The sequence below is a fragment of the Gemmatimonadaceae bacterium genome (genome assembly GCA_019637445.1).
GTDB lineage: Bacteria > Gemmatimonadota > Gemmatimonadetes > Gemmatimonadales > Gemmatimonadaceae > Pseudogemmatithrix.
In genome coordinates this window covers 2,146,514-2,169,630 of the sequence record JAHBVS010000001.1, presented here as the reverse complement: position 1 = coordinate 2,169,630, position 23,117 = coordinate 2,146,514, and the positions used below count along the sequence as shown (strand labels likewise).

Genomic DNA, 23,117 nt, shown 5'->3' with positions numbered 1-23,117 from the left:
GCGCCGTCTCAGATCTCCCAGTTCGACAGCGCGATACCCTCGCCACCGCTGGCCTCGCCCGCCCCGGTAAGCGTCATCCGAAGGTCCGTCCAGCGCACCCGCGCCCCGTGCGCGACGAGCACGCGAAATGCGGACGAGAACTCCCCCTGCACGCGAAACGCCGCACGCAGCGCCCCGCTGCGGCGCGCCTGCACCCGCACGAGATCCACCAAGGCCATCAGGTCGTCCGGCGATGCGGCGACGAGCTTGAGCACACGCAGCTCCTCACGGCTTCGACCTTCCACCAACGGCACGTCGTGGTACAGCGCGAAGCCGCGCAGTCGCCTGTCGGCGTCGCGATGCAGGACCACGTCGCCGATGGCGTGGTGCAGGCTGACCGCAACCTCGCGCGTGTAGTCCGCGCCGGGACGTGCGCGCTCGGTGAGCGCGCGCATCTCGTTCATGGAACGCTCGCGGTCGCCGGCGCCCAATCGACCCAGCAGTTCCGGGGGCGCTGCGCCACCTGTCCCGTCCATCGTCACGGTGATGGTCAGCGGCGCCGGCAGGAATCCCAGTCCGGCGTAGAATCCGATGTTGTCCATCGTCCGGGGCATCGTCTCGAGCCCTATCGTCGTGCAGCCCACGCGCCGCAGATGCTCGATGCCCGCGCGCACGATGGTCGCCCCCAGTCCGCGGCCCTGCAGGTCGTCGCGCACCGCCAGCGGGCCCATCCAGCCCTCGCGGCCCGAGGCGTGGGCGAGGTTGAACGCCGCCAAGGCGCCGGCGCCATCGCGCCAGAGCATCGCACCCTCGCCGGCGCTCTCCAAGGCGAAGCGCCAGATGGCCGGATTTAGCGGCGGAACCCGAACCCCCGACATCCCGTCCCGACGATAGCGTTCACTGAACGCCTCGCTAAACAACTCGTTCAACGGCGCGATGTCCTCGACCTTGATCGGGAACGGACCGCCGATTCTTGTCGCCGGCTCCGTCACGCGACAGCCTCCGACCCAAGGAGATGCATTTCGGCCTCCACGGGATCAGGACTGGTGACCACCGCCGCCCCGGTCGCCGGGTCCACACCGATCTCGATCACGCGGTCAAGCCCGTCGCGGACGCCTTCGATGTGCGTGATGACGATGACCTGGTCGAAGCGGTCCTGCAGGCCACGCAGCAGCGACACCACGTTCGCCCGCCGCACGTCATCGAGCGAACCGAACACCTCGTCGAGCACCAGCAGCGAGAACGACTGCCCAGCGCGCTCGGCGATCATCTGCGAGATGGCCAGTCGCAGCACCAGGTTCGCGACGTCCTCCTCGCCGCCCGAAATGACCGGCTTCGGCACGCCATCCTCGAGCACCACGAGGCGATACTTGTCGTCCAGCTCCAACTCGCTGTACCGCGCATCCGTCAGCGTACGCAGCAACTCGCTGGCGATCTCCGAGATGTCGGGGCGCAGCTGGAAGTTCAGGTCGTTGCGCAGCTCGGAGTAGGCACGGTGCAGCTCCTCGTGCAGCCGTCGCTGCTCGTCGAGCGCGGCGACCTTGGCCGACAGCGAGTCGAACTCCGCGCGCTCCTGCTCGGCACGCTGCACCGCGGCCTGCGCCAGGTCGCGGCCGGCGCGCGCAGACGCCGCCTTCTGACCGGCCTCGGCATGTGCCGCCGATACACCCTCGTGCAATCGGCGCAGCTCGGTGTAGTCGCCATCGGGTACGCTCAGGCCCTTGAGCCGCGCGGCCGCGCCGGCGCGCCGCTCGGCCAGCGCCGAGCGCTGTTCGCGGATCTGCGACTGCTCCGCTTTCAGTGCGGATTCGCGCTCAATCTGATGCTGCAGACGACTCGCCACCTGCGCGGCCTCACCCAGGCGCGCGCGCTCGGCTTCGAGGGCCTTGTGCTCCGCTTCGTCGTAGCCTTCCGGTATTGCGGCGATCTCGCCGGCGATCGTTGCCAGCCGCGCGCGCTTGTTGGCGAGCTCCTGCTCGACGGTCGCCAAACGCTTGATGTCGCCCTTGAGTTCGGTCGCGCGCCGCTCGAGTGTGCTCAGCTCGCCCTGCAGCGTCCGCCGCAGCTCATCGAGATGCGCGATGTCCGCCGGCATCGCCTCCAGCTGCTCCCGCCGCGTCTTGAAATACGACCCGTCAGCCTCGGTAGTCTCCATCTGGCGCTCCAGCACATCGAGCACCGCGCGGAACTGTTCCCCCAGCGGGCGCGTGCAAGTCGGACAGTTCCCCGCCTCACCGGCGTTGAGCAGCGTCTCGCGCTGGTCGCGCAGGTCCTGGTACGTCGCGCGCAGCGTGCGCAGCCGACCCTCGACGCTCTCGCGCTCGCGCACCCACTCCGTGCGCCGCAACTCCAGCTTGGACTGCGCCGCTTCCAGCGCTTCGCGCCGCTGGGTGAGTTGCATGACGACATTCGGCTCCTCGGCCACCGTGAGGCGCAGGCGCTCCGCTTCGGTCTCGAGGGCCGCGGCATCGGTGGAGACGTTTGTGCGCGAGGTCAGCAGCGCGCGACGCCGCCCCTCGCCCGCCTGCAGCGTGCGCTGCCGCTCGAGTGCCTCGGTCACCGCCGCAAGGCGCTCGACCTCCGGCTGCATCGGTGCCAATTGCTCGCGCGCGGTCGCAATGGCCTTCAGTTCATCGCCGACGCCGTGCTCGGTACGGGCGAGCGCACCGTCCTCGCCATCGATGCCCGCGAGTTCGCGCTCGACACGCTCCCGCTCCTCGCGGCCGGTCTGCGCCGCGAGCCAGCGCGGCGCGATTGCCGCCAACGCCTCTCCCGTCTCGGTTTCCAGCCGCTCGGCATCCACGACGCGCGTCGTCGCCTCGCGCAGCGTGGCCTGTGCGCTGGCGAGCGCGCCGAGCACGGCGTCACGCTCGGGCATCCCGCTGCGCAGGCCGGCGATCTCGCTGGTGAGCTCCTTGCGCCGCGCCGCGCAGAGGTCCTGCGCCACGCGCAGCTTCTCGTAGCCCAGCACACGCGAGAGAAACTGCGCGCGCTCACCCGACGTCAGCGCCTGCATCACGGCCAGTTCCTTCTGGCCCGTGAAGTAGGTGTTGAAGAACTCCGTCTTCGTCATCCCAATGCGGCGCTGCAGCATCTCGGCAACGGCAGTCACCGACACCGCGACCGGTTCCTCGCCGCCATCGAGATAGAGCTCCGCGCTGGTCAGCCCGCGGACCACGCGGTAGCGATGTCCGGCCAGCTCGAACTCCAGCTCCACGCGCACGGGCGAACGCGGCGCCGCGCGCTGGAAACGGATTGAGTCGTTGCCGCCGCGCACCGTGCCGCCGCCGTACAGCGCCCAGGCGATGGCCTCGAGGATCGTCGACTTGCCCGCCCCATTGGGGCCGATGATCCCTGTGAGTCCCGAGTAGAACTCGAGGTCCGTGTCCGTGTGCTGCCGAAAGTTCGTCAGCCGCAGCCGCGTGAGTCTCACGGGTCACCGCCTGGCAGGGCGCGCGCCAACTCCGACTGCTCGGCTTCATCGAGATAGCGCAGCCCGAGCGCGAGGAACTCGTCGCGCGAGACGCCGTTCGGCAGCGCACGGGCCGCCAGCGACTCGCGCAGCGTCTCGGCCAGCGACGGGCGACGGCCGGGCGCGCCCGTGCCGCGCTGGCGCACGACCTGCGGCCGCCGCGTGTCGAGCTGGAAGTTCAGCGCGCGCCGCTGCAGCTCGCGCAGTGCCTTGTGGTCGATCTCCCGGGCGATGTGCCGCGGGACGTTCGTGATTACCAGGCGCAGCACCTTGCCGTCGATGCCGTCCGGAACGCGGTCCGCAGCCTTCTGGATCTGCGCATCGAGGTCGGCCGCGGACATCCCGCGACCGTCCACGGCCGGGAGGTCGATGAACGGCCGAGAGACTGGCAGTGGGTGGAAGGTCTGCTTTCCCGTGGCGAGATCGCGCTCGATCATGCCCTTGCCCGGCAGCTTCGCCGCCTTCTCGGCGGCCAACTCGCCCCAGGGGTTCGTGCTCGTGTAGTCCAGCGAGCCCGAGTAGTACACGTGCTCAGCGATGCGCGTGTACACGTGGTAGTGCCCGAGCGCGACGTAGTCCCAGCCGGTGCGCGCAACATCCTCGACCGGGATTTGCATCGCAGCGCGATCAGGATTCTCGCCCTTCGCCGCCTGTGGAATCGCACCCGTGACCTCGCCGTGCAGTAGCAGCACGTTGTACTTGGCCTCGGGGTCCGGTGCGAAGTCCACCGTGCCCGGCGGCAGGTCCGGCACGGCAAGCACCGAGAGGTCGAGATCCTCGAAGGCAAAGCGCTTTGCCTCGCGGTCAGCCACGTGGATGCCCAGCGGTGCGGCGAAGAGGCGCAGGATGCACACCGTCTCGCTCGACCGCGGCATGTCGTGGTTGCCAGCCGCAATCACGACCTTCGTCTGCGGCAGCGCCTGCACCAAGCGCGCAAACTGGTTGAAGGCGTGCAGGATCGACGTGTTCGTGGGACGCACCGTGTGGAACACGTCACCACCGACGAGCACGACCTCCGGCGCCACCTCGATGATGCGGTCGATGGCGCGCGCGAACGACTTCGCGACATCGGCCTCGCGCTGGTTGATGCCGGCCGCGGTCTGCCGCTGGAACTGGCGGAAGCCGAGGTGCAGGTCGGAGAGGTGGATGAGGCGCACTCTCCGGGGGAATCTACGGCCTCACCCTCGGCGCGGGAGGCAATGACGCGCTATCGAATCGAGGGCCGTGCGGCGGACGACTGGCTCGCCCTAGCCGCCATACGGGTCGTCTTCCGGGGTCGCCCGTAACGCGGGCGTCGGCGCGCGCGACACGGCCTGTCGGTCCACACGCTTGCGCAGCTGCGAACGGAAGAAGGCCAGTACGTTTTCCGGGCGCGTTTGGATCGTACGGTTCCGCGCCTGGATGATCTCGTCCTCGCTGTCGCCGGCCAGCGCGAGCTCCTTTTGCACGGCTGCCAGGGTGATGTTTGGGTCCAGTCGCCGCAACGCCCGCGTCAACGCCGCGTCCAGCGGCAGGTCCTCGGCGGGCGGGAATCGCTCCACGCCCTCACGCCCCGCCAGCACCGCCGGTCGCGGGAAGCGCACAAAGATGGGCTGGCCGAAGTGCGGGTGGCGCACCATCAACTGGCCCTTCTCCAGCGTGGCGAGCCTCGCCTTCGTGGCCGGCGCCAGGGTCTGGTAGCCCGGCGTGGCCAACTCGTCAGGGTCCATCCGGCCGTACAGCGCGGTCCCGCTGTTGCCGACCACGCGTCGATGCACCTGCGAGCGGAACTGTTGCGCCCCGAACAGCACCATCCCCAGGTAGCGTCCTCGCTCCGCGATGTCGAGCAGCATCTTGCGCACGTAGGTGTCGGGGCCGTCGTTCGGCGCGTACTTGTTGAGCTCGTCGACGAAGACCACGACCTGCGAGACGCCAAGCTGCCGCTTCTCCAGCGACTCACGCAGCTGCGAGACCACGCGCGCGAACACCAGGTCCTGCGCGTCCTCCTCGAGGTTGGCGACATCCACCACGTAGACCGCGCGATCCTCGAATTCTCCGAACGGCAGGTCGGAAACCGTGCCGTCGTCGGTGACCAGCCCCTTGCAGCGCGTGGAGATGTTGCTGAGGCGGTTGCGGACCTTGCGAATGGTGGCCACATGGTGTGTGCGCCAGACATCGCTCTGCCGCTCCCGGTTCTCGATCCCCCGCAACAGGTCGGAGAACCAGCGCTCGAGGTCGCCGAAGGTGCGCACTTCGGCGCGCAGGCCGAGCTCGTCGTCAGTGAAGACCTGGTCCAGCACACGCTCCTTGATGAAGTCGATCAGCGCATCGGCCTTGGCGTCCACGTCATCCTTGTTGAGCAGGACCTCGGCATACTCGAGTGTCTCGCGCAGGCCCCAGGTCAGCGGCTGCACGTTGCCCTGCAGCGCCTCGTTCGAACGCAGCGTCGCCAGCTGGTAGCCCTTGGCCGTCCACGGCGCGAAGTAGCGCACGTTCCGGAAGGGCTCCGCCGGGATCCCCAGTGCCTCGTAGATCCCGCGATCGGTCTCATCCAGCTGTGAGGCAGGCTGGTCAAGGAAGCAGAGATCGGGGCCCTTCACATTGAAGCAGACCGCCGCCACCCCGCCCTTCTCCTGCGGGAAGTGCGCGAAGATGCTCGCCAGCAACCACTCGACGGCACTGGTCTTCGTCGCCAGTCCGGACACGCCCGAGATGCTGAGGTGCGCCGCCTCGGGCCCGAGCAGGAAGTCGGCATCGAGGTGCACGCCGGCCTGGGTGCCGCCCGCGCGATACATCCCCACCGGAATCGCCCGCCGCTGTTCGCCCTGTGCGTAGCTGTCCATCCGCAGCGCGGCCTGCACGTCGGCCTCGCTGGCCAGGTGCACGCTGCCCATAGGCACCGGCTGCAGCGGCTCCTCTGGCACGTGGCGCAGCACGGCTGCCGTATAGAGCCGGATCTCCGTGCGCTCCGTCGGCGCGAGCTGCGAGGCGCCCGGTTGCCCATCCGCACCCAACACATCGTGTAGCGGCGTCTGCAGGTCCGTGTAGCCGAAGCCCTCGGTCACCACTCCATAGATGGCCGGCAGCACGCCATTGATCGGGCGCTCCGAGTCCACGCGCACGATGGTCCCGATACCCACCGGGGCGTCCAGCGCGGTCCAGAAGTGGAACTCGTGCGGCGTGTTGGGCCGGCGCTCGGTGGCCACCACACGGCCAAGCACTTGGGGCGATGTTGGCGTCGTCATGGCAGGATGGCCGAAAGGTATTCCTCGCACTCGCGGATGCCGTAGACCATCACGTCCCAGCGCGCATCTGGCAGCGACACGGGACTGCGCTCGGCGAGCAGCCAGCGGGACACCAGGTCGGCGCGCGCGCTGAGAGATATGGGGTCCTGCGCCGACACCTCGACGCGCACGAGACCGAACATCGGCCCGCGCGATGCGGACGTGCGCAAGCGCAGGTACCAGGTCGCCACCGGGAATCGCCGCGGCGACGACAACACCACGGCGGTCGTGCGCTCGCCTTCGCGGAGTCCGAGCACCAAGGGCAGCGACTCACCCGGGGCGTAGAGCGTGCGATGCGACTTGACCACGCCGACCACGGCCTCGCTCCGTGCCACGGCCTCGCTTCCGGAGATGCCGCCGTCAATCAGCAGAGTGCCGGAGCCGCGCTCCGTCCACACGGTCGCCAAGGCCAGCTCGGCGCGCTCCCGTCGACGCTGCACCGCCGTGAGCGCACGGGCGGCGAGGTCGCTCGGATGCCGCGGCGGCTCCGCACCTGCTTCGAGGTCGGCCAAGGTATCCACGACCTCGCAGCGCGACGCCAGTCCCGCGACCCACGCGGGATCCAGAAGGGCCGCCGGAAGGAAGCAGGCGTGGCTGCGCTGCGGCTCCTCCCAGGTGCGAAGTCGGCGCCCGTCGCGGACTCGCACCGCCGCCGCCACGGCACCGTGGACGACGGGGACCGTCCCGACGTGCGCGCGCACGGTCGAGCGCTGGATGCCGTCCAGAAACGCGGAGATGCCGACCACCGGCGGCCCCGTGACCGCCCGGACTTCCACGGCCTGCCCTTCCACCGGGTCGGCAGTCTCAATCCGGGGGGACGCCTCGGGCTCCCGGACCTCCAGCGGGCTTCCTTGGGCGGCCGCCGCGACGCCGCTGGCGCGCAGGGCGGCGAGGATACCGCGCGCGCTTGCCGCCCCCTGCGACGGGTCATAGCTTGGCTGGATGCGGCGCACCGCGCTCATCGCGAGCATCCTAGCCCTCATCATCGCCTGCGACAAGCAGACCCGCGCCCCCGACGACGCGGAACGCGAGGCGTTCACCGACCTCACGGACTCCTCGACCGTCCTCTTCCAGGTCTTCGGACCCCGCGAGGCGCCGAAGCTCGCGCCCATCGCCGTCGTCCGTGGGGGCAGCTTCGAGCCGCTGAGCCTCAGCGAGACCGGCTGGCGCATCGTCGATTCCAGCCTCTTTGCGATGGGCCGCCAGTACGCGATGTACCGCAATGGCCTGGCGGCCGGCACACTGGAGATCGTCCGCGGGATGTGGCCGGCGGACAGCGCACCGCTGTATTCGGTGCCCGGATGCAGGCGCATCGTCCCACACGCGCTGGGCCTGCTTCGCCCGACCGTCTCGCTCGAGGAAACGGTTGAGCTACTGGCTTCCTCGCGTCCGCTGGCGCAGCGCGTCGACAATCGCGCCGTCCCGGCCGGCGCGGATGCGCAGGGCCGCAGCTTGGCCAGCGCCGTGGCCTCCGCCGCGAATATCGGCCCCGAAGACCTGAACGGACTCGACTACCACGCGCGCTGGATCCGCACCGGTGTCGGCGCCGCGGGCCGCACGCTGCTCGCCAGCTACATCGACCCGAACGCGGGTGACTTGGGTCCCGGCGCCGGTAGCACCGCGATGGTCCTGGTGCTCGCCGAGGATTCGGCGGGCACGCTGGTGGCCAGCTACAGCCACGCAGTGGTGGGCGAGGCGCGCACGGTGGAGTTCCAGCGCCTACAGAACTTCGCGGACGTCGACGGCGACAGCATCGCCGAACTGTTCGTGGAGTCCTGGCGCTACGCCGCGATCCCCTCGCTGGTCATCCTCAAGCGAGACGGCGCGCGCTGGGTGGAACGCTTCCGCGTCGGCCTCGACTGGTGCGTGGACGGCCGCTAGGGCCTCAGTCCACGCCCATGTCCCAGGCCTGCTCCAGGTCGGCCTTCGAATAGGCCCGGAACGCCGTCAACGTCGTCGTCTTCACGAGCCCCGGCACCTTCGGGAACCGCTCGGTCACGATCTCGGCGATCTGCTCGTACTCGGCGACCTTCACCATCGCGATCAGGTCCCACTCGCCGGATACCGAGAACACCTCGGTGACGCCGTCGATGCCCGCCAGGGCAGCCGCGGTCTTGGGGATGAGCCGCGGCTCGGCTTGGATGAGGACGATGGTCGTGATCATGGCGGCGTGGGGAACGGCGGGACGTTGAGGAACCAGAGACCGGCGATATGCGACTTGCCATCGAGCTCGAGCAGCAGGTCGCGTGCGACCCGCACCGTGCGCGTCGCGCGCGTGGGGCCGACACGGAAGTGTATCGTCTGTTCGGGGGCATCGGCCACCGCCCGGATTCTTGCCTCGACCTCGACGGCGGCCAGACCGGCATCGGATCGACGCTGGGGCACGTGCATGCGGCCGGCAGCGATCCCCTCGGGCAGCGGCAGCGTCGGCACCGTCTTCACGTCGGGCCACACTGCTACCTCGACCGCCGACAATCGCCCGCCGCTCAGTTCCAGCGTGAGCCAGGCCCCGTCGCCGCCCTCAATGTCGATGGAGCCGTTCAATCCCTCGCTCACAGCGGTCGCGCGCAGTGTCGCGACAAGGATGTCCGTGTCGGCGTCCCAGCGGTAATCCACGCCTGGTAGCGCGGCCTCAGCGACCTCTTCCACCCGCACCTCAAGTGCCACGCTGCGCTCCTGACCAAGGTGCGCCGAGCCTATGGCGAAGGGCGGCGGCGAGGCCCATCATCCCATCGCGTCCGCCGTCGCCGCGATGCGGCGGCAGGCCTCGATGACCTGCTCGCGATCGGCCGCGTACGACACGCGTACCCAGTCCGGTGTGCGGAAGGCAGAGCCGGGCACGATGGCGACGCCCGCCTCGTCGAGCAGCCGCGCGCAGAACGCGGCGCCAGCGTCCGGCACCGATCCGGCGCCGGGAGCCTTGAGATAGAAATAGAACGCACCCTGCGGCGGCAACACGGTGAGCGCCCGCGAGGCCTGCAGGATAGGCAACGCCGCGTCCCGCCGGGCCTTGAACTCGCGGACCATCGCGGCGACGGCGTCGTCCACCGGCGCGCCCAGCGTGAGGGCCGCCAACGCCGCGTGCTGCGAGACCGTGGCCGCGTTGGACGTGGTATGCGACTGCAGCGCCGTCATCGCCTTGGAGACCGCGGTCGGCGCCACGGACCAGCCAATGCGCCATCCGGTCATCGCCCAGGCCTTGGCGACACCATTCACGACAACGAGGTTGTCGCGCCGCGTGGCCACGTCGAGGGCACCAGGCGCAGCGCCGTCATACGAGATGCGCTGATAGATCTCGTCGCTGATCACCCACCAGCCACGTGCTGCGGCGAGGTCGAGAATGGCCCTCAACTCCTCCGCCGAATACACGGAACCCGTGGGATTCGACGGCGAGTTGAGCATCAGGCCTTTCGTGCGCGGTGTCGCGTGTCGCTCGAGCCGCTCGGGATCCACCTTGAAGCCGCGTGCCGGGTCGCCGTGCACCTCGACCGACGTCGCCCGAGCCAGCGAGACCATCTCGTAGTAGCTGGTCCAGGCGGGCGTCGGGATCAGCACCTCGTCCCCGGGACCGAACAGCGTTACGCAGGCATTGTAGAGCGTCTGCTTGCTGCCGCCGGACACCACGACGTCGGTGGCGCCGATGGCACCGTCGCCGCGGTAGACGGCCTGCGCCTGCTGCGCGATGGCCTGCCGGAGCTGCAGGATGCCATCCACCGCCGTGTAGCGCGTGGCGCCGGCATCGAGCGCCTGCTTCGCCGCCTCGATGATCGGCGTTGGCGTCCCGAAATCGGGCTCACCCGCGCCGAGATCGATCACCTCGCGCCCCTCTGCGCGCAGCGCCTTGGCCCGCTGCGACACGGCAATCGTGGCGGACTCCCGCAGCTCGGCGATGTTGGCCGACGGCTTGAAGGCGAGCGGACTATATTTCACGAGCGAAGGTTATCCCGCCGCTCAGGCGGACGCCATTATTGAAAACCGAGGACTGCAGTGACCGCACCGAATCGCGCGACGGCTGGGGCCGTCCGCTCTGCCCATGTGGCCTATTTCCTGCCCCCTGATTGGGGTCGCATCGCCCGTCACGCCGCGCCCGCGCTCGAACGCGCGACCGGCGACGCCACTGCGGTCCGTCTGCTCGTCCTCGTGCCCGATGCCGGCGCCGCGGTCGCGCTCACGCGAGCGCTCGCCGCGCTTCCGGCCGCTTCGAACCGCCGCCTGATTGCCGCGACCTCGCCCGCACGCTTGCAGCGATTGCTGGGCGTCGCCGCCGCCGATGCGGTGGTCGGCACCGCCGAGACGCTGGCCGCCGCGCTTGGCGCGAGCGCCCTCAAGCTCGACGCCGTCACGCAGGTGGTCTTCGCCGCCGCCGACGAGATGGACGCGGACAGCGAAGCCCTCGCCGCCGTGCTCTCCGAGGTGCCGCGCGAGGCCGCGCGCCTGCTCACGGCGCTGGTCGCCACGCCTGGCGTGGAGTCGGTGATTGAGCGCTATCTGCACCGGGCGCGCCGCGTGGTGGAGGATGTCGCACCCGCCGAGGGTGCCGCCGTGGCGCCGACCGTGCGCTATCTGACCGTGAGCGGCGACCCGCTGGACGTGCTGCCGGCCGTGCTCGACGAACTCGATGCGCCCTCGGCGGCCGTGCTCGTGACCGACGCCGATCACATCGCGGGCGCGCGCGCCGCCCTGGCCGCCATTGGCTACCCCGAGAGTGCGCTCGCGCACGTAACCGACAGCGACGTCGCCGCGAACACCGCGCTCGTCGTCACGCTCGGCGTGCCGGGTGCCACAGCCTGGCAGAAGGCCGTGGATGCCCAGCCGGCGCAGATCGTCGCCATCGTCGCGCCACGTGACCTCGAAGCGCTGCGCTTGCTTGCCGGCAGCGCTGTGCCCCGCCCGCTGGCCGACCGTGCGAGCATCTCCCGCGCCCGCGCGGCCGAGATGCGGCGCCGCGCCGAGCTGCGGGCCGAGCTCGCCGAGGGCATCCCCTCGCGCGAGGTGCTCGCGCTGGAGCCGTTGCTGCGTGAGTACGATGGCTTGGAGATCGCCGCGGCGGCGCTACGGCTGCTGGAGCGCACGCGTGCGGCACAGGCCGAGTTGGTGACGGCGGCCGAGCAGCGTGTCCGCTCGCAGATGCGCGAGGCGCAGAAGGAAGCCGAGGCAGCGCGCGGCGACGAGCGTCCGCGCGGCGGTTTCCGTGGGGGCGATGACAAGCGTGGCGGCTTCCGCGGCGGCGACGATCGTCCGCGCGGCGGCTTCCGGGGCGCCCCCCGTGGCGCCGATGACAAGCGGGGCGGTGCGCGTGGTGGTGACGACCGCGGCCCGCGCGGCGGCTTCCGAGGCAGCGACGATCGTCCGCCGCGCAGCGGCGGATTCCGCGACCGCGACAGCAAGCCGCGCGGTGGCAGCGACCGCCCCCGCAGCCCGCGTCCGCCCCGTGATCGGGGCGACCGGTGAGCGCGTCGTTCCAGCTCTCCGGCGGCTGGGTCGAGGTCATCGCCGGCGTGATGTTCAGCGGCAAGAGCGAGGAGCTCATTCGCCGTGTGCGTCGCGCGATGATCGCCAAGAAGCGCGTCCAGGTGTTCAAGTCGCATCTCGATGATCGCTACGCCGGTGGTGTGTACGCCGTGGGCTCGCACGACGGGCGCACGATCGAAGCAATCCCCGTGGACTCCTCGCAGCAGATCTCGTTGCGCTTGGACCCCCTGGCGCAGGTCGTCGCCATCGATGAAGTGCAGTTCCTCGATGCCGGTGTGATTGCGTTGGCGAACGATCTCGCGCTGCGCGGCCGCCGCGTCATCCTCGCCGGCACCGACACGGACTTCCGCGGCGAGCCGTTCGGCCCGATGCCGCAGTTGCTCTGCGTGGCCGAGGTGGTGGACAAGCTGCACGCCATCTGCGTGCTCTGCGGCGCGCCGGCCTGCCGCAACCAGCGGCTCATCGGTGGCAAGCCGGCGCCGTATGACTCACCGGTGGTAATGGTCGGCGCGGCGGAGGCGTATGAGGCGCGGTGCCGGGCCTGCCACGCGGTGGGCGCACCGGACGAGCAGCAGCTGAAGCTGAGCTGAACTCAACGGCAGACGGAGGACGGAAGACGAAAGAGGCGAGGCCGTACGGCCTCGCCTCCTCCAACCTTCGTCCTTCGTCAGCTTAGCGCTTCAACAACACTTCCTCGAAGTACGCAATCGCCCGCTGGTCCCGCGACTGCCCGAGCCAGAAGATCGCGCTCTTGCGAATCTCCGGGTCGCGATTGGAGCGCGCCACACGGATCAGCACCGGCACGGCCTCATCCGCTGGCCGCTGCGAGATCGCGAACACGGCGCTCTTGCGAACCTCTCGGTCCTCATCGGACTCGACGATCTCGGTCAGCCCCTGCGTGGCCGCCTCGCCCGCCGCCTGCGCCACCCAGAAGGTGGCACTGCGCCGCACGCGCTGCGGGCGGTTGTCGTCCTTTGCGATGTCCAACAGCGCGCGCCAGGGGTCGGGCGCGTTGCCGATCACCGACGCAAAGACGGCGTCCTCCGCCACCTTCGCCTCGGCGCGCTGCGCCAAGCCAACGAAGTAGCGGCTGGCCTCGGCGGCGTCCACCATGCCGAGATCCAGGTCGGCGGAGCCGCGCCACGAACCGCCGACATAGCTACGGATGTCCGTGACCTGGCGACGCGAGACATCCATCGCCACGCGCACCGGGCCTGACTCGCAGTCATTTGACCACTCGGCCCTGCTTCCGTTGCGCGTCGTGTAGGTACGCTCACGTCCGTTGTCGATGCTGATGCTGCCGCGCCCGTTGCCGCAGACGCCGTCCTTCGCTTCGAACGAGAGCCGCACCGTGCCGCTACCGACGGCCGCAATCCGATCCGCCAAGGACTGGGCCGCGAGCGGCGCCGCGACCATCAGCGCCGTCGCCAGCGCCAGTATCCGGTAAGACGTTCCCCGCGTCATCGTCCGGCCCTCACATCGGTTTGTTGATGATCTCTTCCAGGATCGCCGCCGCACGCGGGTCCTTCGACTGCCCCAGCCAGAACAGCGCCTGGCGACGCAGCTCGCGATCCTGCTCCTTGCGGGCGATGTCGAGCAGCTTGTCCACCGTCTTCGAGTCGCCACGCCGCTGCGACAGTGCGAAAATCACCTGCTCGCGCAGCTCGCGGTCGTTCGGGCTCGAGTCATAGATGGCCGAGAGATCTTCGGCGGAGGCACCCGACTGGCCGGCCCAGAACAGCGCCTGCTTCCGCGTCTCGGCGGAGAGCTGACGGTCCTTGGCGCGGTCGAGCAGCCAGCGCGAGTTCTCCTGATTGCGCTGCTGGGCGATCGAGAAGATCACCTTCTCACGCAGCTGGTCCGTCTCGATGGTCGAGAAGACCTGCTTGAGGAAGGCGGCATTCTCCTCATTGCGCTGCTGGCCGAGCCAGAAGATGGCCTCGCCGCGCAGTTCGGTGGACACGTCGCGGCGCATCGCGAAGTCTCGGAGGATGGCGCTGGCCCGCGGGGACCGCGTCTGCGAGAGGGCGAAGATCGCCTTCTTCTGCACTTCCTCGTCCGGCGCGTCCTTCACAAGGATCTGCTCCAGCACCTCGACCGCGCGCTCATTGCGGGTCTGCGAGAGCCAGAACACGGCCTCGCTGCGCGTGGTCGGATCGGGATCGGTCTTGGCGGCGCTGACGAGGATGTCCACCGCCTCGTCGGAACGCTTCTGGGCGACGAGGAAGACCGCCTTGCGCCGCAGGTACTCCGAGCAACGGTCGCGGCGCTCAAGCACACGCTTGAGGATCGGCAGCGCCGTCTCGGCATTCATTTGGAGCAGCGCGTTCAGCGCCTCGATGCGCTCGTCCGTGATGACGTCCTCGCACTCCTGCGGGATGTCATCGCCGCGACGGCCACGCGAGGTCCGCGCGAGGTCGCGCTGCGCATCGCGCATGTCGCGCTGCACCTCAGCCAGTTCGGCGCGCAGCTCGCGGCGCATCTCCGGCTCCATGCGGGCCACCTCGCGCGCCACCTCCGCACGCATCTCCGGCGACACGCGATCGAGCTCCGCGGCCACCATCGGCAGCACGTCGGCCGCGACGGTCACGCCCAGCTGGGCGGCCGACGCCGCCAGTTCGGCGATGGTCATCGCCGCCTCGGAGTCGCCGCTGCGCGCGAGGCGTCCATTGAGACGCGTCAGCAGGTGGTTGGACTCGCCGGAGGTGTAGGTGGCGCTCTGTGAATAGTTGTCGCGCTGCTGCTCGAGCGCGCGCACTGCGGCACGCAGGTCGTTGTTGCCGCCGTTGCGCTGCTGTGCGAAGGCGTACCAGTAGAGTGCGTCGCCGGCGTAGGCCGAGCGCGGGTGTTCCTTCGACAGGCGCTCGAAGATCCGCGCCGCCTCGCGCCAGGACTCATCGGCGATGGCGATGCGCCCGCGCCGCCAGAGCGAGTCGGCGGTATCGAGTGGGGCATAGCTCGGGGCCGGGATGCCGGGCTCGCCGGCGGGAGCGGCCGGCAGGGCGTGCGCGCCAACCGACGCGGCCGTGACAAGGGAGAGAAGTAGCAGTTTCATACGATGGTCCTCAGATGCCGGCCGCGCTGGCGCGGAGGCGGGTCAGGAGTTGTGTCCGATCGAGCGTGCGATCGATCAGTTCACGCTCGTTCACCGCACCGCCGGAGCGCTGCACGAGTTGCACGAGCACGGTTTCCAGGTCTTCCAACAGGCGACGGCGCACGGGGTCGTCGCCGGCAGGGGAGTCAAGCAAGAGACGGGTGTTGCTGAGCATGTCGCGCGCCCACTTGCCGGTGAGGGAATCCATCACGGCATCGCGGGGAGTGGCGGCGATCACCGACACCAGGGCCTCGGCGCGCACCAGGTGCTCGCGCGAGACGATCTGGAAGGCTTCGGCGCCCTCGCCGTTGGACTCGGCGCCGCCATTGGCGGCCGGTGACTGCGCGTTGCCATTGGCGACGAGTCGCGCTGCGGCCGGCCGCTGGGCCCGCGTGCCTGCACGCGTCGCCGAAGCGGACGGATCGCTGACCGGCTGCGCCGCGGGAGCATCCGTGCCGAGCGATGCGCCTGCGTTGCTGCCCTCAACAGAAGGGGACGGCGAGACCGGCATCGGATCCGTCGCCGGCAGGGTCGAGGACGAAGGTGCGCTGGCCACCGTGGCGACGTCTCCGCGCTGAAATGCCACACGACCAATCGCGACGCCAATGAGCAGCGTGGCGGCCATGCCAAGCCAGGGTGCGTAGCGCAGTCCCGGACGCCGCGCGGCGAGGGACGTTACCTGGACACCGCCTGCGGCCGGACGCTTGGCGCGTGCGGCAGCGACCACTTCCCACATCTCGTCGCGCGGCGTCGCCGACGGCGGCGCGTTGTACGACCGCGCCTCGCGCTGCAGGAACTCCTCGAACTTCTCGTCGCTCATGACGCCCACTCCCCGGCGAAATCCGCCAGTTCCGTGCGCAGCCGGGCCCTCGCCCGGAACAGCTGCGCCTTCGATGTGCCCGGCTGGATGCCCAGCGCGGTTCCGATCTCTTCGTGCGTGTAGCCCTCGACATCGTGCATCACGAACACCGTGCGGTAGCCGTCCGGCAGGCTGTCGATTGCCGCGCGCAGCCGGTGTTTCAGGTCCGGCTCCGCTTCCCGCACCGGGATCGTGACTTCCGGCAGCTCATCCCCCGTCTGTTCGCGGCTGTGGATGCGCTTCACCTTCTTGAGCCCGTTGAGGATCACCGAGGTCGCGATGCTATGGAGCCAGGTCGCGAACGCGGAGTCCCCGCGGAAGTCGCCGAGCCGGTCGAAGGCCCGGATGAAGGTGTCCTGCGTGAAGTCCCGCGCGAGCGTCTCGTCCCCGGCCATGCGCCAGGCCAGTCGGTACACACGATCCACGTGCGCGTCGTACAACGCACGTTCGGCTCGGGTGTCGCCCCGGAGGACGTCGGCGATGAGTTGGGCGTCTGTCACGGGGTGGGATGCGCGTGCAGGACTTCGTGAACGACCTAGAGACAATGCGAGGTCGGAAAGGGTTGCGTGCGCCGCCCGGCCACCGTCAGTCACCCGTGGCCAGCTCGCAACTCGCGCTCCTTCAACGACTTACGGTTACCCCTGCAGGAGGCCTCGAGTGCTGTCACCCAGCGCCACCAACCGCGTCCCTAGAGGGTCGCGCCCTTGAGTCGCAGCAGCAGGCTTCGGATGAGCGCGGGGTTTCGCGCCTGCGACGGCGAGAGCTCGATGACTCGGGTCACGCGATAGCGATTCGTCAGCGGGAAGAACGGCGGGCGATTCGCCGTGGTTTGGCAGGGATCCGCGGCGCCTGCGTAGCGCATCCCGGTGTCGTTGCCGTTCCAGAGCGGCGTGTAGCGCTGCATCGCTGCGCCCCCGACCAGGCGGAAACATCCACCAGCCGTGTTCCCGGAGGCGTCGTGTGGGCAAGACAACGCGGCGGATGACACGGCGGCGGCTGACGACGGGTTCTCGACACCGACCGTACCTGTGAGGCTCATCAGGTTCGCGTGGATGCGAACATCGCGCTCTCCCCCGAACGGGCGAACCAAGCTTGAGAACAGCGTGCGGTAGATGCGCCGTGGACGCATGAGCGCATTGTCGGCGACTAGGATGTCGCCGACCGCGACAATGCCCAGTCGATTCGAGCAAGGCGGCAGGGTGGCGTCGCTCGGCGAGCGCTCGTGCACGAGCGACTCAAGGAGCACGACGCTGCCATCAGCCACCAGGGTAAGTTCGCCGCGGAATGAGCCCGATACGAACAGCGGACCGGCAGTCACCCGCATTACGCCGCGAGAGGCCGCATTGTAGGTAGAACCCAAGGGCCAGAGGTAGGGAAGCTCGGCTGCCTGCCGAATCGTCGAAGCGATTCCCGACACGGCGGTGCCCCCGAACGTCCTCCATCCACCAAGCGTCGAATGCGTGCCGCTATCGCACCTGCCGCTGGTGCCGCCCGTAGAGAAGGAGCACGTTCGCGAGCGGGGCGTAAACGTGGTGTCGGTGCCGCCGTATCCGAACGGGGCGCTGGCGGGCCAGCCCCCCGCCGGCGTTACGACCCCCCAAGGCACGGTGTCCGCGGCCGTCCCCGTCACCACGCCGATAGCGTTCGTCATTCGCTCACTCGTGAGCAAGAACGGACTTCCCACCGGAAAGCAGCGTGCCGTTGGCTGCTCCAGGATATCGCTGACCGCGTTGTGATCATAGTTGTCCATCGAATTCATGAGGCCACTGCCGACCGATGGAAAATTCGGAGAGCCCGTCCGCTGAATAACGTTTCGCGCCCAGGCGGCCCGGTGCGTTGCCACCGGGAAGAAGTGCCATCGACTGTCGCGCCAGTAGAACGCACCGCACTGGTTCTGGACCATCGGGTCGTTCCAGGGCCGAGCGTAGTAGAAGAGATACCAGGTGCTTGGATCGAGACTGACGCGCAGGCGCGACGTGTCCGCTCCCGTGGCCAAGTCGAACACGCGCGCAAAGCCTTCGCCGGCATCCACCGTCCCGTTGCCGTTGGCGTCGAAGTTCAAGAACTCCAGTCTCGAGCCTCGCACCCAGCCGAACCCGCTTCCGGAGATGGGCGCAAACGAGAGATTCGCAGCCGAGGCAAGTGTCGTCATCCAAGCGTAGGTCGAGTCCCGCGGATACCGGATCCACGGTCCGGCGGAGCTCGTATCGGCGTAGGTCGCACTGCCGCTATATCCGCCGGTCGCGGTCAGCGTGTCCCTGTAGACGGCCGCCGTCGCCGCGGTGGTCCCCGAGCGCCAGACATCGTTCGCGTGCACGCGGCCGAGGACGGTGGCCGGCCCAAAGGTGCTTCCCGACGGGAACGAGTCCACGAAGAGGGCATAGCGCGAAAAACTCTCGCGCTGGAGATCCATACGTCGGACGTGCCGCGTCCCGCCATTGTCGTACGCAGTGGCGATCAGCGTGACGTGCGGCAAGATCCGCCCGGTGGTATCCCCGGTTGCAGCCGCGTAGACGTTCACAGCGACGTCTTGAGGCAGGCTCCCGTCCGCGCGCGCGATGACGAGTCCTGCCGCGACTTGTGTCATGCCCGTGTCCGGGATGGCCAGCGTCGTGTCGAAGGTGAGCCGCGCACGGACCATCTCCAGTGCGGACTCCGACGCCAGCCGATACTCACGTTCCCGATCGTAGAAGCGCGACATCAGCCCCGCGCTGGACGACATGAAGATTGCCGCCACGGCCAGCGCAGCGACGGCAAGCGTCATCAGTAGAACCAGTACAAGCGCCGACCCGCGCCGCGCTCGAGCGGCCGGCCTCATCACGGCAGCGTCAAGTTCGAGTTATGCTCGACGATGCCCGAGAGACCGTGCCCACAGTCCACCGCCTGAATCCCGTACTTGACCGTGCCTGCCACGTTGGGAAAGTGATGCTCGTAGCGATAGTTCGCGACACCACGGGCGGGAATTGTCGCCACCACCCGGCGAGGCGCACCCACGGTGTCCACCCGCAGGGTCACGAGATAGGTCCGCACATCCGATGCCCCCGCGCCGTCGTCACTTGAGCGATTCCACGACACGCGGACATGGAAACTGGTCGACCCCGTCTGCAGGCTGACGGCAACACCGGCCGGATTGCTCGGCGCCGCCCCACAGTCGGCCGAGCCCGTCACAATGGCCGGGAGCACCGTCCGCCACTGCACCGTGCGAATCACGTCGGCGCCATCCACCCGGTTCCGAAAGAACCCACCCACGCGCAAGCCGACCGCACGCACGTTCGCGATGCTCGTCGAATCCCAGTACAGGGGCAAGGTCGCGGTCGCCACGCGCGCCAGCGAGTCCGCACTGGGCACATAGTAGGAGAAGAACGCCGAATCAGCCGGAACGTGGATACCGCGCACCACCTGTGTGGAATCCCGGGAGTTCACCCGGCGATACAGCACGTACACATCGCTGCGTCCCGTCACCGTGTCCGGCCGCAGGAAATACATCACCGTCTCGTTCCGGCTGGCCGACCCGTCCGCTCGCGCGTAGTTCGCCGTCGGATACGACCGCGCCACCAGCGGCAGGGCTGCGGCATTCGCGGTGGTCCAGGACTCGGTCAGCGCCGCCGGCGCACCGGCTTCCACCTCCAGCGCCTCCGTATCCGTCGAGTCGGGCGCGAGCACGTTCGCATTGAACGCGATGGCCATCGGCCCCGCCATCACCAAGCGTGACTGCCCGGGGTCAGCCTGCACCAACCGTAGTTCCTTGTCGATCGCCCGCTGCGCATACCGCGCAACCTGCTCGGCATCGAGGCGCCCGGCATTCGTCCCCAGCGCCCGCGACTGCGACCGCACAAACGGCAGCGTGATCGCAAACACCGCCAACGTCAGTGTCATCGCGACGAGGATCTCGACAAGGCTGAAGCCGCGGCGAGGGCGCTGGACGACGTTCATTGCGCCCCGATCACCGCCGTCTTGCGCATCGGCGAGGTCAGCACGTCCGCCGTGACCTCAACCGTCACCGTGACGATATCGATCGTGTCGTTGGCCAGCCGCACGGCCTGCGTCGTGCGCGTAAAACCGGGATAGTTCTCCATCGATGGGTTCGCCGCCGCGCCGGTTTCCGACACCCCATTGAACGTGGCGACCAGCGTCCGGTAGTTGCCGTGGCTCCGCACCACCTCGATCCGCGCCGTCGCCAAATCGCTCGCCATTGCCAGGTTCGCCGCATTGCGATTCGCCCGCGTGAACCCCTGCCCAAACCGAGACAACGCCAACATCACCCCCGAGAGGATGACGATCGCGAACAGCACCTCGATGAGTGTCATGCCGCGGCGGCGGTTGGGAGCAGAGCGCATGGATTCCAAACTATAGAGAATGTGGCCCGACCTAGGACGAGCGGACCCCATCCGACCGTCACATCGTGATATTGACCTTTGACCGTCAACACGCGATATCCCTGCCATGGCCACGCTCGCCGTCATGCTCACGGACCCCCGTGCCCTCCAACGGCTCGATGCCGCCGTTGACGGCGAGCACGTGGTCCGGCACTGCGCCTCCTGGGAAGCCCTCGAGGCGGCCTGCCAGGACGATACCATCTCCCTTGCCATCCTCGACCTCTTCACCGAGGGCAAGGCGCACTTCGATGTCATCCGCCGCCTCAAGCTGCGTGCCGAGCGCCTCACGTTGGTCGCGTACGTGACGGTCGGCCCGGAGCGCGCCCGCGACCTGTTCGACGCCGGACGCGCGGGGCTCGACGGCCTCCTCATCGCCGGACAGGACGACACCCCGGCCGCGTTCCGCGCCGTGCTCGAGCGCGCCGAGGCGCGCGGCGCCGCGCAGCTGCTCCGGCCGCGCATCGCACACCTCACCGGCACCGTACGCGACGCCGTCATGGTCTCCGTCACGAGGGCCCACCTGCGCCTGACGGCGCAGCGCCTCTGCGAGATCCTCGGTGTCTCAAAGCGCGCGCTGCTCAAGGCCCTCGAGGATTCCGGCTGCCCAGCGCCGGCAAAACTCATCACCTGGGGACGACTCATCGTCGCGGCGCAGATGCTCGAGGATGGCCAGCGCACGGCCGATGGCGTCGCGCGGCTGCTGGATTTCCCCTCAGGCTCCGCGTTCCGCAACACGACGCAACGCTACCTGGGCGCCACCCCGCAGGAAATCCGCGACAAGGGCGGCGCCAACTGGGTGGCCAACCGGTTCATTGCGGAACTCGGTCAGTAGTCGCGACGCCGCCAGTTGCCCGTTGCGTAGCTCCAGAACGCCGTGCGCGCCGTCGCACCAGTGACGGCCAACGCGCGCAGCTCCTGCGGCCGATTGCTCACGGTGCCCACATAGAGCACCACATCGCCGGAGAGCGAACCATTGGGCGCGATACGAATCGCGCGCTGCAAGGGGTTTCCGGTCTCGATCACGCCCGGTCCCGTCAGGTAGAACTCCGGCGAACCGTCGATTGAGACCGCCGGCGTGAGGAAGTGCGCACCGTCCAGGCCACGGTAGGTCACGGTCTCACCACTCGAGGCCGTTCCATCGCCGTCGGTATCGAGCAGCACCCGCACGCGGTCGTTCGCGGCGTCGAACATCACCTGCACGTTGATGTTGCGCTGGATGGCCGTCTGCTGCGCCCCGATCAGCACGTTCTGCAGCATCCGGATGTTCGAGTCCATCCGGTAGCCGGAGTTGGTGACCCGCGTGATCGCCCAGGCCCCCACGATGCCGATGAGGGTCATCACCAGCAGGATCTCGATCAGCGTGAAGGCGGGGCGGCGGGACACGGTGCGCAATCTATCGCGCCCTGATACGATTGTGCGATGCACGTCATCGGCCTCACCGGCAACATCGCCTCGGGCAAGTCCACCGTTGCCGCGCGGCTCGCCGAGCTCGGTGCGCCGATTGTCGACGCGGATGTGCTCGCGCGCGAGGCGGTGGCCCCCGGCTCCCCGGGGCTGGCAGCCATTACGCGGCGCTGGGGCGACGCCGTCGTCACGGCCGATGGCCAGCTTGACCGCGCCGCGCTGCGGCGCATCGTGTTCGCCGACGCGGGAGAGCGCCGCGCCCTCGATGCGATCGTGCATCCCGAGGTTGCGCGACTGCGCGACGCAGCCGTCGCACGACATCGCGCGGCCGGAGCCCCGGTGGTGGTCTGCGACATCCCGCTGCTCTTCGAGGCAGAACTCGAGGAAAGCGTTGACACCATCCTGCTCGTGCACGCGCCGGCCGCCGTGCGGCGCGAGCGACTCGTGCGGGAACGGGGACTGAGTCCGGACGAAGCCGACGCGATGATCGGCGCGCAGATGCCCAGCGAATGGAAGCGCGAGCGCGCGGACCACGTGCTCGAGAATGCCGGCACGCGCGAGGAACTGCTGGCTGCGGTGGACCAGCTCTGGCCCCGCCTGCTCTCGCCCTGATCGGCACGCGCGGCAACATCACACCAATGCTTGATTCTCCCCCCAGCGACGGGTAGCCTTCCCGCTGCAGGCATTCATCCGATTCCCCGCCCCACTCCCCCCGACCGGAGCCGCGCGTGTCGTCGATCCCCCAGGATCTGCTCTATACGAAGGACCACGAGTACGTGAAGAAGACCGACGCCGCCGGCGTCGTCCTCGTCGGCATCACCGACTACGCCCAAGGCGAACTCGGCGACATCGTGTTCCTCGACCTCCCCGCCAAGGGCAAGAAGGTCGGCAGCCACGAGGTCTTCGGCACCATCGAGGCCGTGAAGGCGGTCTCCGAGCTCTACTCGCCCGTCGCCGGCGAGGTGGTCGAGGTCAACGCCAAGCTCGACGGCGAACCGGCCCTGGTGAACAACGACCCCTACGGCGATGGCTGGATGATCAAGCTCAAGGTCTCCGAGTCGGACCTCGCCGGGCTGATGTCTGCGGCTGATTACGCCAAGTTGCTCGGACAGTAAGGGCGAACTGCGAACTGCTGCCACAGAGGCACAGAGACACAGAGGTGGTCGTGACGCTTCCCTAGCCTCGGTGTCTTCTTGCT

At 69.0% G+C, this 23,117-nt stretch carries 22 protein-coding genes; 6 read left to right on the top strand and 16 right to left on the bottom strand.

Features of this window, described 5'->3' with window-relative positions:
* Positions 1-8: 8 nt before the first annotated feature.
* From KF709_09660 to KF709_09640, 5 genes are all read right to left on the bottom strand, one after another.
* Positions 9-971, bottom strand: coding sequence for a GNAT family N-acetyltransferase (locus KF709_09660; protein MBX3174667.1), 963 nt, complete (start codon positions 969-971; stop codon positions 9-11).
* Positions 968-3,412 (bottom strand): SMC family ATPase, encoded by a 2,445-nt coding sequence (locus tag KF709_09655; GenBank protein MBX3174666.1) that lies wholly within the window; start codon positions 3,410-3,412, stop codon positions 968-970. The genes KF709_09660 and KF709_09655 overlap by 4 nt, the downstream gene beginning before the upstream one ends.
* Positions 3,409-4,608: a DNA repair exonuclease gene (locus KF709_09650; GenBank protein ID MBX3174665.1), complete on the bottom strand. Its 1,200-nt coding sequence runs from the start codon at positions 4,606-4,608 to the stop codon at positions 3,409-3,411. The genes KF709_09655 and KF709_09650 overlap by 4 nt, the downstream gene beginning before the upstream one ends.
* A gap of 90 nt (positions 4,609-4,698) precedes the next feature.
* Positions 4,699-6,675, bottom strand: coding sequence for an ATP-binding protein (locus KF709_09645; protein MBX3174664.1), 1,977 nt, complete (start codon positions 6,673-6,675; stop codon positions 4,699-4,701).
* Positions 6,672-7,676: a hypothetical protein gene (locus tag KF709_09640; protein ID MBX3174663.1), complete on the bottom strand. Its 1,005-nt coding sequence runs from the start codon at positions 7,674-7,676 to the stop codon at positions 6,672-6,674. The genes KF709_09645 and KF709_09640 overlap by 4 nt, the downstream gene beginning before the upstream one ends.
* On the opposite strand from KF709_09640, the gene KF709_09635 reads away from it, so the two are divergent.
* Positions 7,657-8,595, top strand: a complete 939-nt coding sequence (locus KF709_09635; protein MBX3174662.1) for a hypothetical protein — start codon at positions 7,657-7,659, stop codon at positions 8,593-8,595. The genes KF709_09640 and KF709_09635 overlap by 20 nt on opposite strands.
* A gap of 4 nt (positions 8,596-8,599) precedes the next feature.
* Here KF709_09635 and KF709_09630 read toward each other — a convergent pair whose 3' ends face one another.
* The 3 genes from KF709_09630 to KF709_09620 are packed head-to-tail and all read right to left on the bottom strand — an operon-like array spanning position 8,600 to position 10,644.
* Positions 8,600-8,878, bottom strand: coding sequence for an Lrp/AsnC ligand binding domain-containing protein (locus KF709_09630; protein ID MBX3174661.1), 279 nt, complete (start codon positions 8,876-8,878; stop codon positions 8,600-8,602).
* The gene (locus KF709_09625; GenBank protein ID MBX3174660.1) at positions 8,875-9,381 is read right to left on the bottom strand and encodes a hypothetical protein; all 507 of its coding nucleotides are present in this window, start codon (positions 9,379-9,381) and stop codon (positions 8,875-8,877) included. Before KF709_09625 ends, KF709_09630 begins: the two co-directional genes overlap by 4 nt.
* Before the next feature lie 57 nt (positions 9,382-9,438).
* Positions 9,439-10,644, bottom strand: a complete 1,206-nt coding sequence (locus KF709_09620; GenBank protein ID MBX3174659.1) for a pyridoxal phosphate-dependent aminotransferase — start codon at positions 10,642-10,644, stop codon at positions 9,439-9,441.
* 57 nt (positions 10,645-10,701) lie between these two features.
* Between KF709_09620 and KF709_09615 the strand changes: the two genes are divergently transcribed.
* Both KF709_09615 and KF709_09610 read left to right on the top strand, forming a co-directional pair.
* Positions 10,702-12,165, top strand: a complete 1,464-nt coding sequence (locus tag KF709_09615; protein ID MBX3174658.1) for a hypothetical protein — start codon at positions 10,702-10,704, stop codon at positions 12,163-12,165.
* The gene (locus KF709_09610) at positions 12,162-12,776 is read left to right on the top strand and encodes a thymidine kinase (GenBank protein MBX3174657.1); all 615 of its coding nucleotides are present in this window, start codon (positions 12,162-12,164) and stop codon (positions 12,774-12,776) included. The genes KF709_09615 and KF709_09610 overlap by 4 nt, the downstream gene beginning before the upstream one ends.
* Positions 12,777-12,858: 82 nt before the next feature.
* Here the strand turns inward: KF709_09610 and KF709_09605 are convergent, their stop codons facing one another.
* The 7 genes from KF709_09605 to KF709_09575 all read right to left on the bottom strand — a co-directional run bounded on the left by KF709_09605 (position 12,859) and on the right by KF709_09575 (position 20,476).
* Positions 12,859-13,650, bottom strand: a complete 792-nt coding sequence (locus KF709_09605) for a HEAT repeat domain-containing protein (GenBank protein MBX3174656.1) — start codon at positions 13,648-13,650, stop codon at positions 12,859-12,861.
* A gap of 10 nt (positions 13,651-13,660) precedes the next feature.
* Positions 13,661-15,241 (bottom strand): HEAT repeat domain-containing protein, encoded by a 1,581-nt coding sequence (locus tag KF709_09600; GenBank protein MBX3174655.1) that lies wholly within the window; start codon positions 15,239-15,241, stop codon positions 13,661-13,663.
* Positions 15,242-15,251: 10 nt separating this feature from the next.
* Complete coding sequence (locus KF709_09595; GenBank protein MBX3174654.1) at positions 15,252-16,100, bottom strand: hypothetical protein; 849 nt, start codon at positions 16,098-16,100, stop codon at positions 15,252-15,254.
* Positions 16,097-16,639: an RNA polymerase sigma factor gene (locus tag KF709_09590; protein MBX3174653.1), complete on the bottom strand. Its 543-nt coding sequence runs from the start codon at positions 16,637-16,639 to the stop codon at positions 16,097-16,099. Before KF709_09590 ends, KF709_09595 begins: the two co-directional genes overlap by 4 nt.
* A gap of 188 nt (positions 16,640-16,827) precedes the next feature.
* Positions 16,828-18,903 carry a hypothetical protein gene (locus tag KF709_09585; protein ID MBX3174652.1) on the bottom strand — a complete coding sequence of 692 codons (2,076 nt, stop codon included), beginning with the start codon at positions 18,901-18,903 and terminating at the stop codon, positions 16,828-16,830.
* Between the two features lie 53 nt (positions 18,904-18,956).
* A complete protein-coding gene (locus tag KF709_09580) occupies positions 18,957-20,072 on the bottom strand; it encodes a prepilin-type N-terminal cleavage/methylation domain-containing protein (protein MBX3174651.1) in 1,116 nt (371 codons plus the stop codon).
* A complete protein-coding gene (locus KF709_09575; protein ID MBX3174650.1) occupies positions 20,069-20,476 on the bottom strand; it encodes a type II secretion system protein in 408 nt (135 codons plus the stop codon). The genes KF709_09580 and KF709_09575 overlap by 4 nt, the downstream gene beginning before the upstream one ends.
* A gap of 106 nt (positions 20,477-20,582) precedes the next feature.
* Here KF709_09575 and KF709_09570 point away from each other — a divergent pair, with 106 nt between their 5' ends.
* Entirely contained in the window at positions 20,583-21,347 is a 765-nt protein-coding gene (locus KF709_09570; protein MBX3174649.1) for a helix-turn-helix domain-containing protein, read from the top strand.
* Here the strand turns inward: KF709_09570 and KF709_09565 are convergent.
* Positions 21,341-21,898, bottom strand: a complete 558-nt coding sequence (locus KF709_09565) for a type II secretion system protein (protein ID MBX3174648.1) — start codon at positions 21,896-21,898, stop codon at positions 21,341-21,343. The genes KF709_09570 and KF709_09565 overlap by 7 nt on opposite strands.
* Before the next feature lie 36 nt (positions 21,899-21,934).
* Between KF709_09565 and coaE the strand changes: the two genes are divergently transcribed.
* Positions 21,935-22,531: a dephospho-CoA kinase gene (gene coaE, locus KF709_09560; protein MBX3174647.1), complete on the top strand. Its 597-nt coding sequence runs from the start codon at positions 21,935-21,937 to the stop codon at positions 22,529-22,531.
* Positions 22,532-22,647: 116 nt separating this feature from the next.
* Positions 22,648-23,034, top strand: coding sequence for a glycine cleavage system protein GcvH (gene gcvH, locus KF709_09555; protein ID MBX3174646.1), 387 nt, complete (start codon positions 22,648-22,650; stop codon positions 23,032-23,034).
* The last annotated feature ends 83 nt before the right edge of the window (positions 23,035-23,117 follow it).

What these genes read in the sequence shown, in the direction of transcription:
- KF709_09645 (MBX3174664.1), bottom strand. Translation starts at nt 6,675, where the DNA reads ATGACGACGCCAACATCGCCCCAAGTGCTTGGCCGTGTGGTGGCCACC.
- KF709_09635 (MBX3174662.1), top strand. Translation starts at nt 7,657, where the DNA reads ATGCGGCGCACCGCGCTCATCGCGAGCATCCTAGCCCTCATCATCGCC.
- KF709_09640 (MBX3174663.1), bottom strand. Translation starts at nt 7,676, where the DNA reads ATGAGCGCGGTGCGCCGCATCCAGCCAAGCTATGACCCGTCGCAGGGG.
- KF709_09630 (MBX3174661.1), bottom strand. Translation starts at nt 8,878, where the DNA reads ATGATCACGACCATCGTCCTCATCCAAGCCGAGCCGCGGCTCATCCCC.
- KF709_09605 (MBX3174656.1), bottom strand. Translation starts at nt 13,650, where the DNA reads ATGACGCGGGGAACGTCTTACCGGATACTGGCGCTGGCGACGGCGCTG.
- KF709_09600 (MBX3174655.1), bottom strand. Translation starts at nt 15,241, where the DNA reads ATGAAACTGCTACTTCTCTCCCTTGTCACGGCCGCGTCGGTTGGCGCG.
- KF709_09595 (MBX3174654.1), bottom strand. Translation starts at nt 16,100, where the DNA reads ATGAGCGACGAGAAGTTCGAGGAGTTCCTGCAGCGCGAGGCGCGGTCG.
- KF709_09585 (MBX3174652.1), bottom strand. Translation starts at nt 18,903, where the DNA reads ATGACGCTTGCCGTCGCTGCGCTGGCCGTGGCGGCAATCTTCATGTCG.
- KF709_09580 (MBX3174651.1), bottom strand. Translation starts at nt 20,072, where the DNA reads ATGAACGTCGTCCAGCGCCCTCGCCGCGGCTTCAGCCTTGTCGAGATC.
- KF709_09575 (MBX3174650.1), bottom strand. Translation starts at nt 20,476, where the DNA reads ATGCGCTCTGCTCCCAACCGCCGCCGCGGCATGACACTCATCGAGGTG.
- KF709_09570 (MBX3174649.1), top strand. Translation starts at nt 20,583, where the DNA reads ATGGCCACGCTCGCCGTCATGCTCACGGACCCCCGTGCCCTCCAACGG.
- coaE (MBX3174647.1), top strand. Translation starts at nt 21,935, where the DNA reads ATGCACGTCATCGGCCTCACCGGCAACATCGCCTCGGGCAAGTCCACC.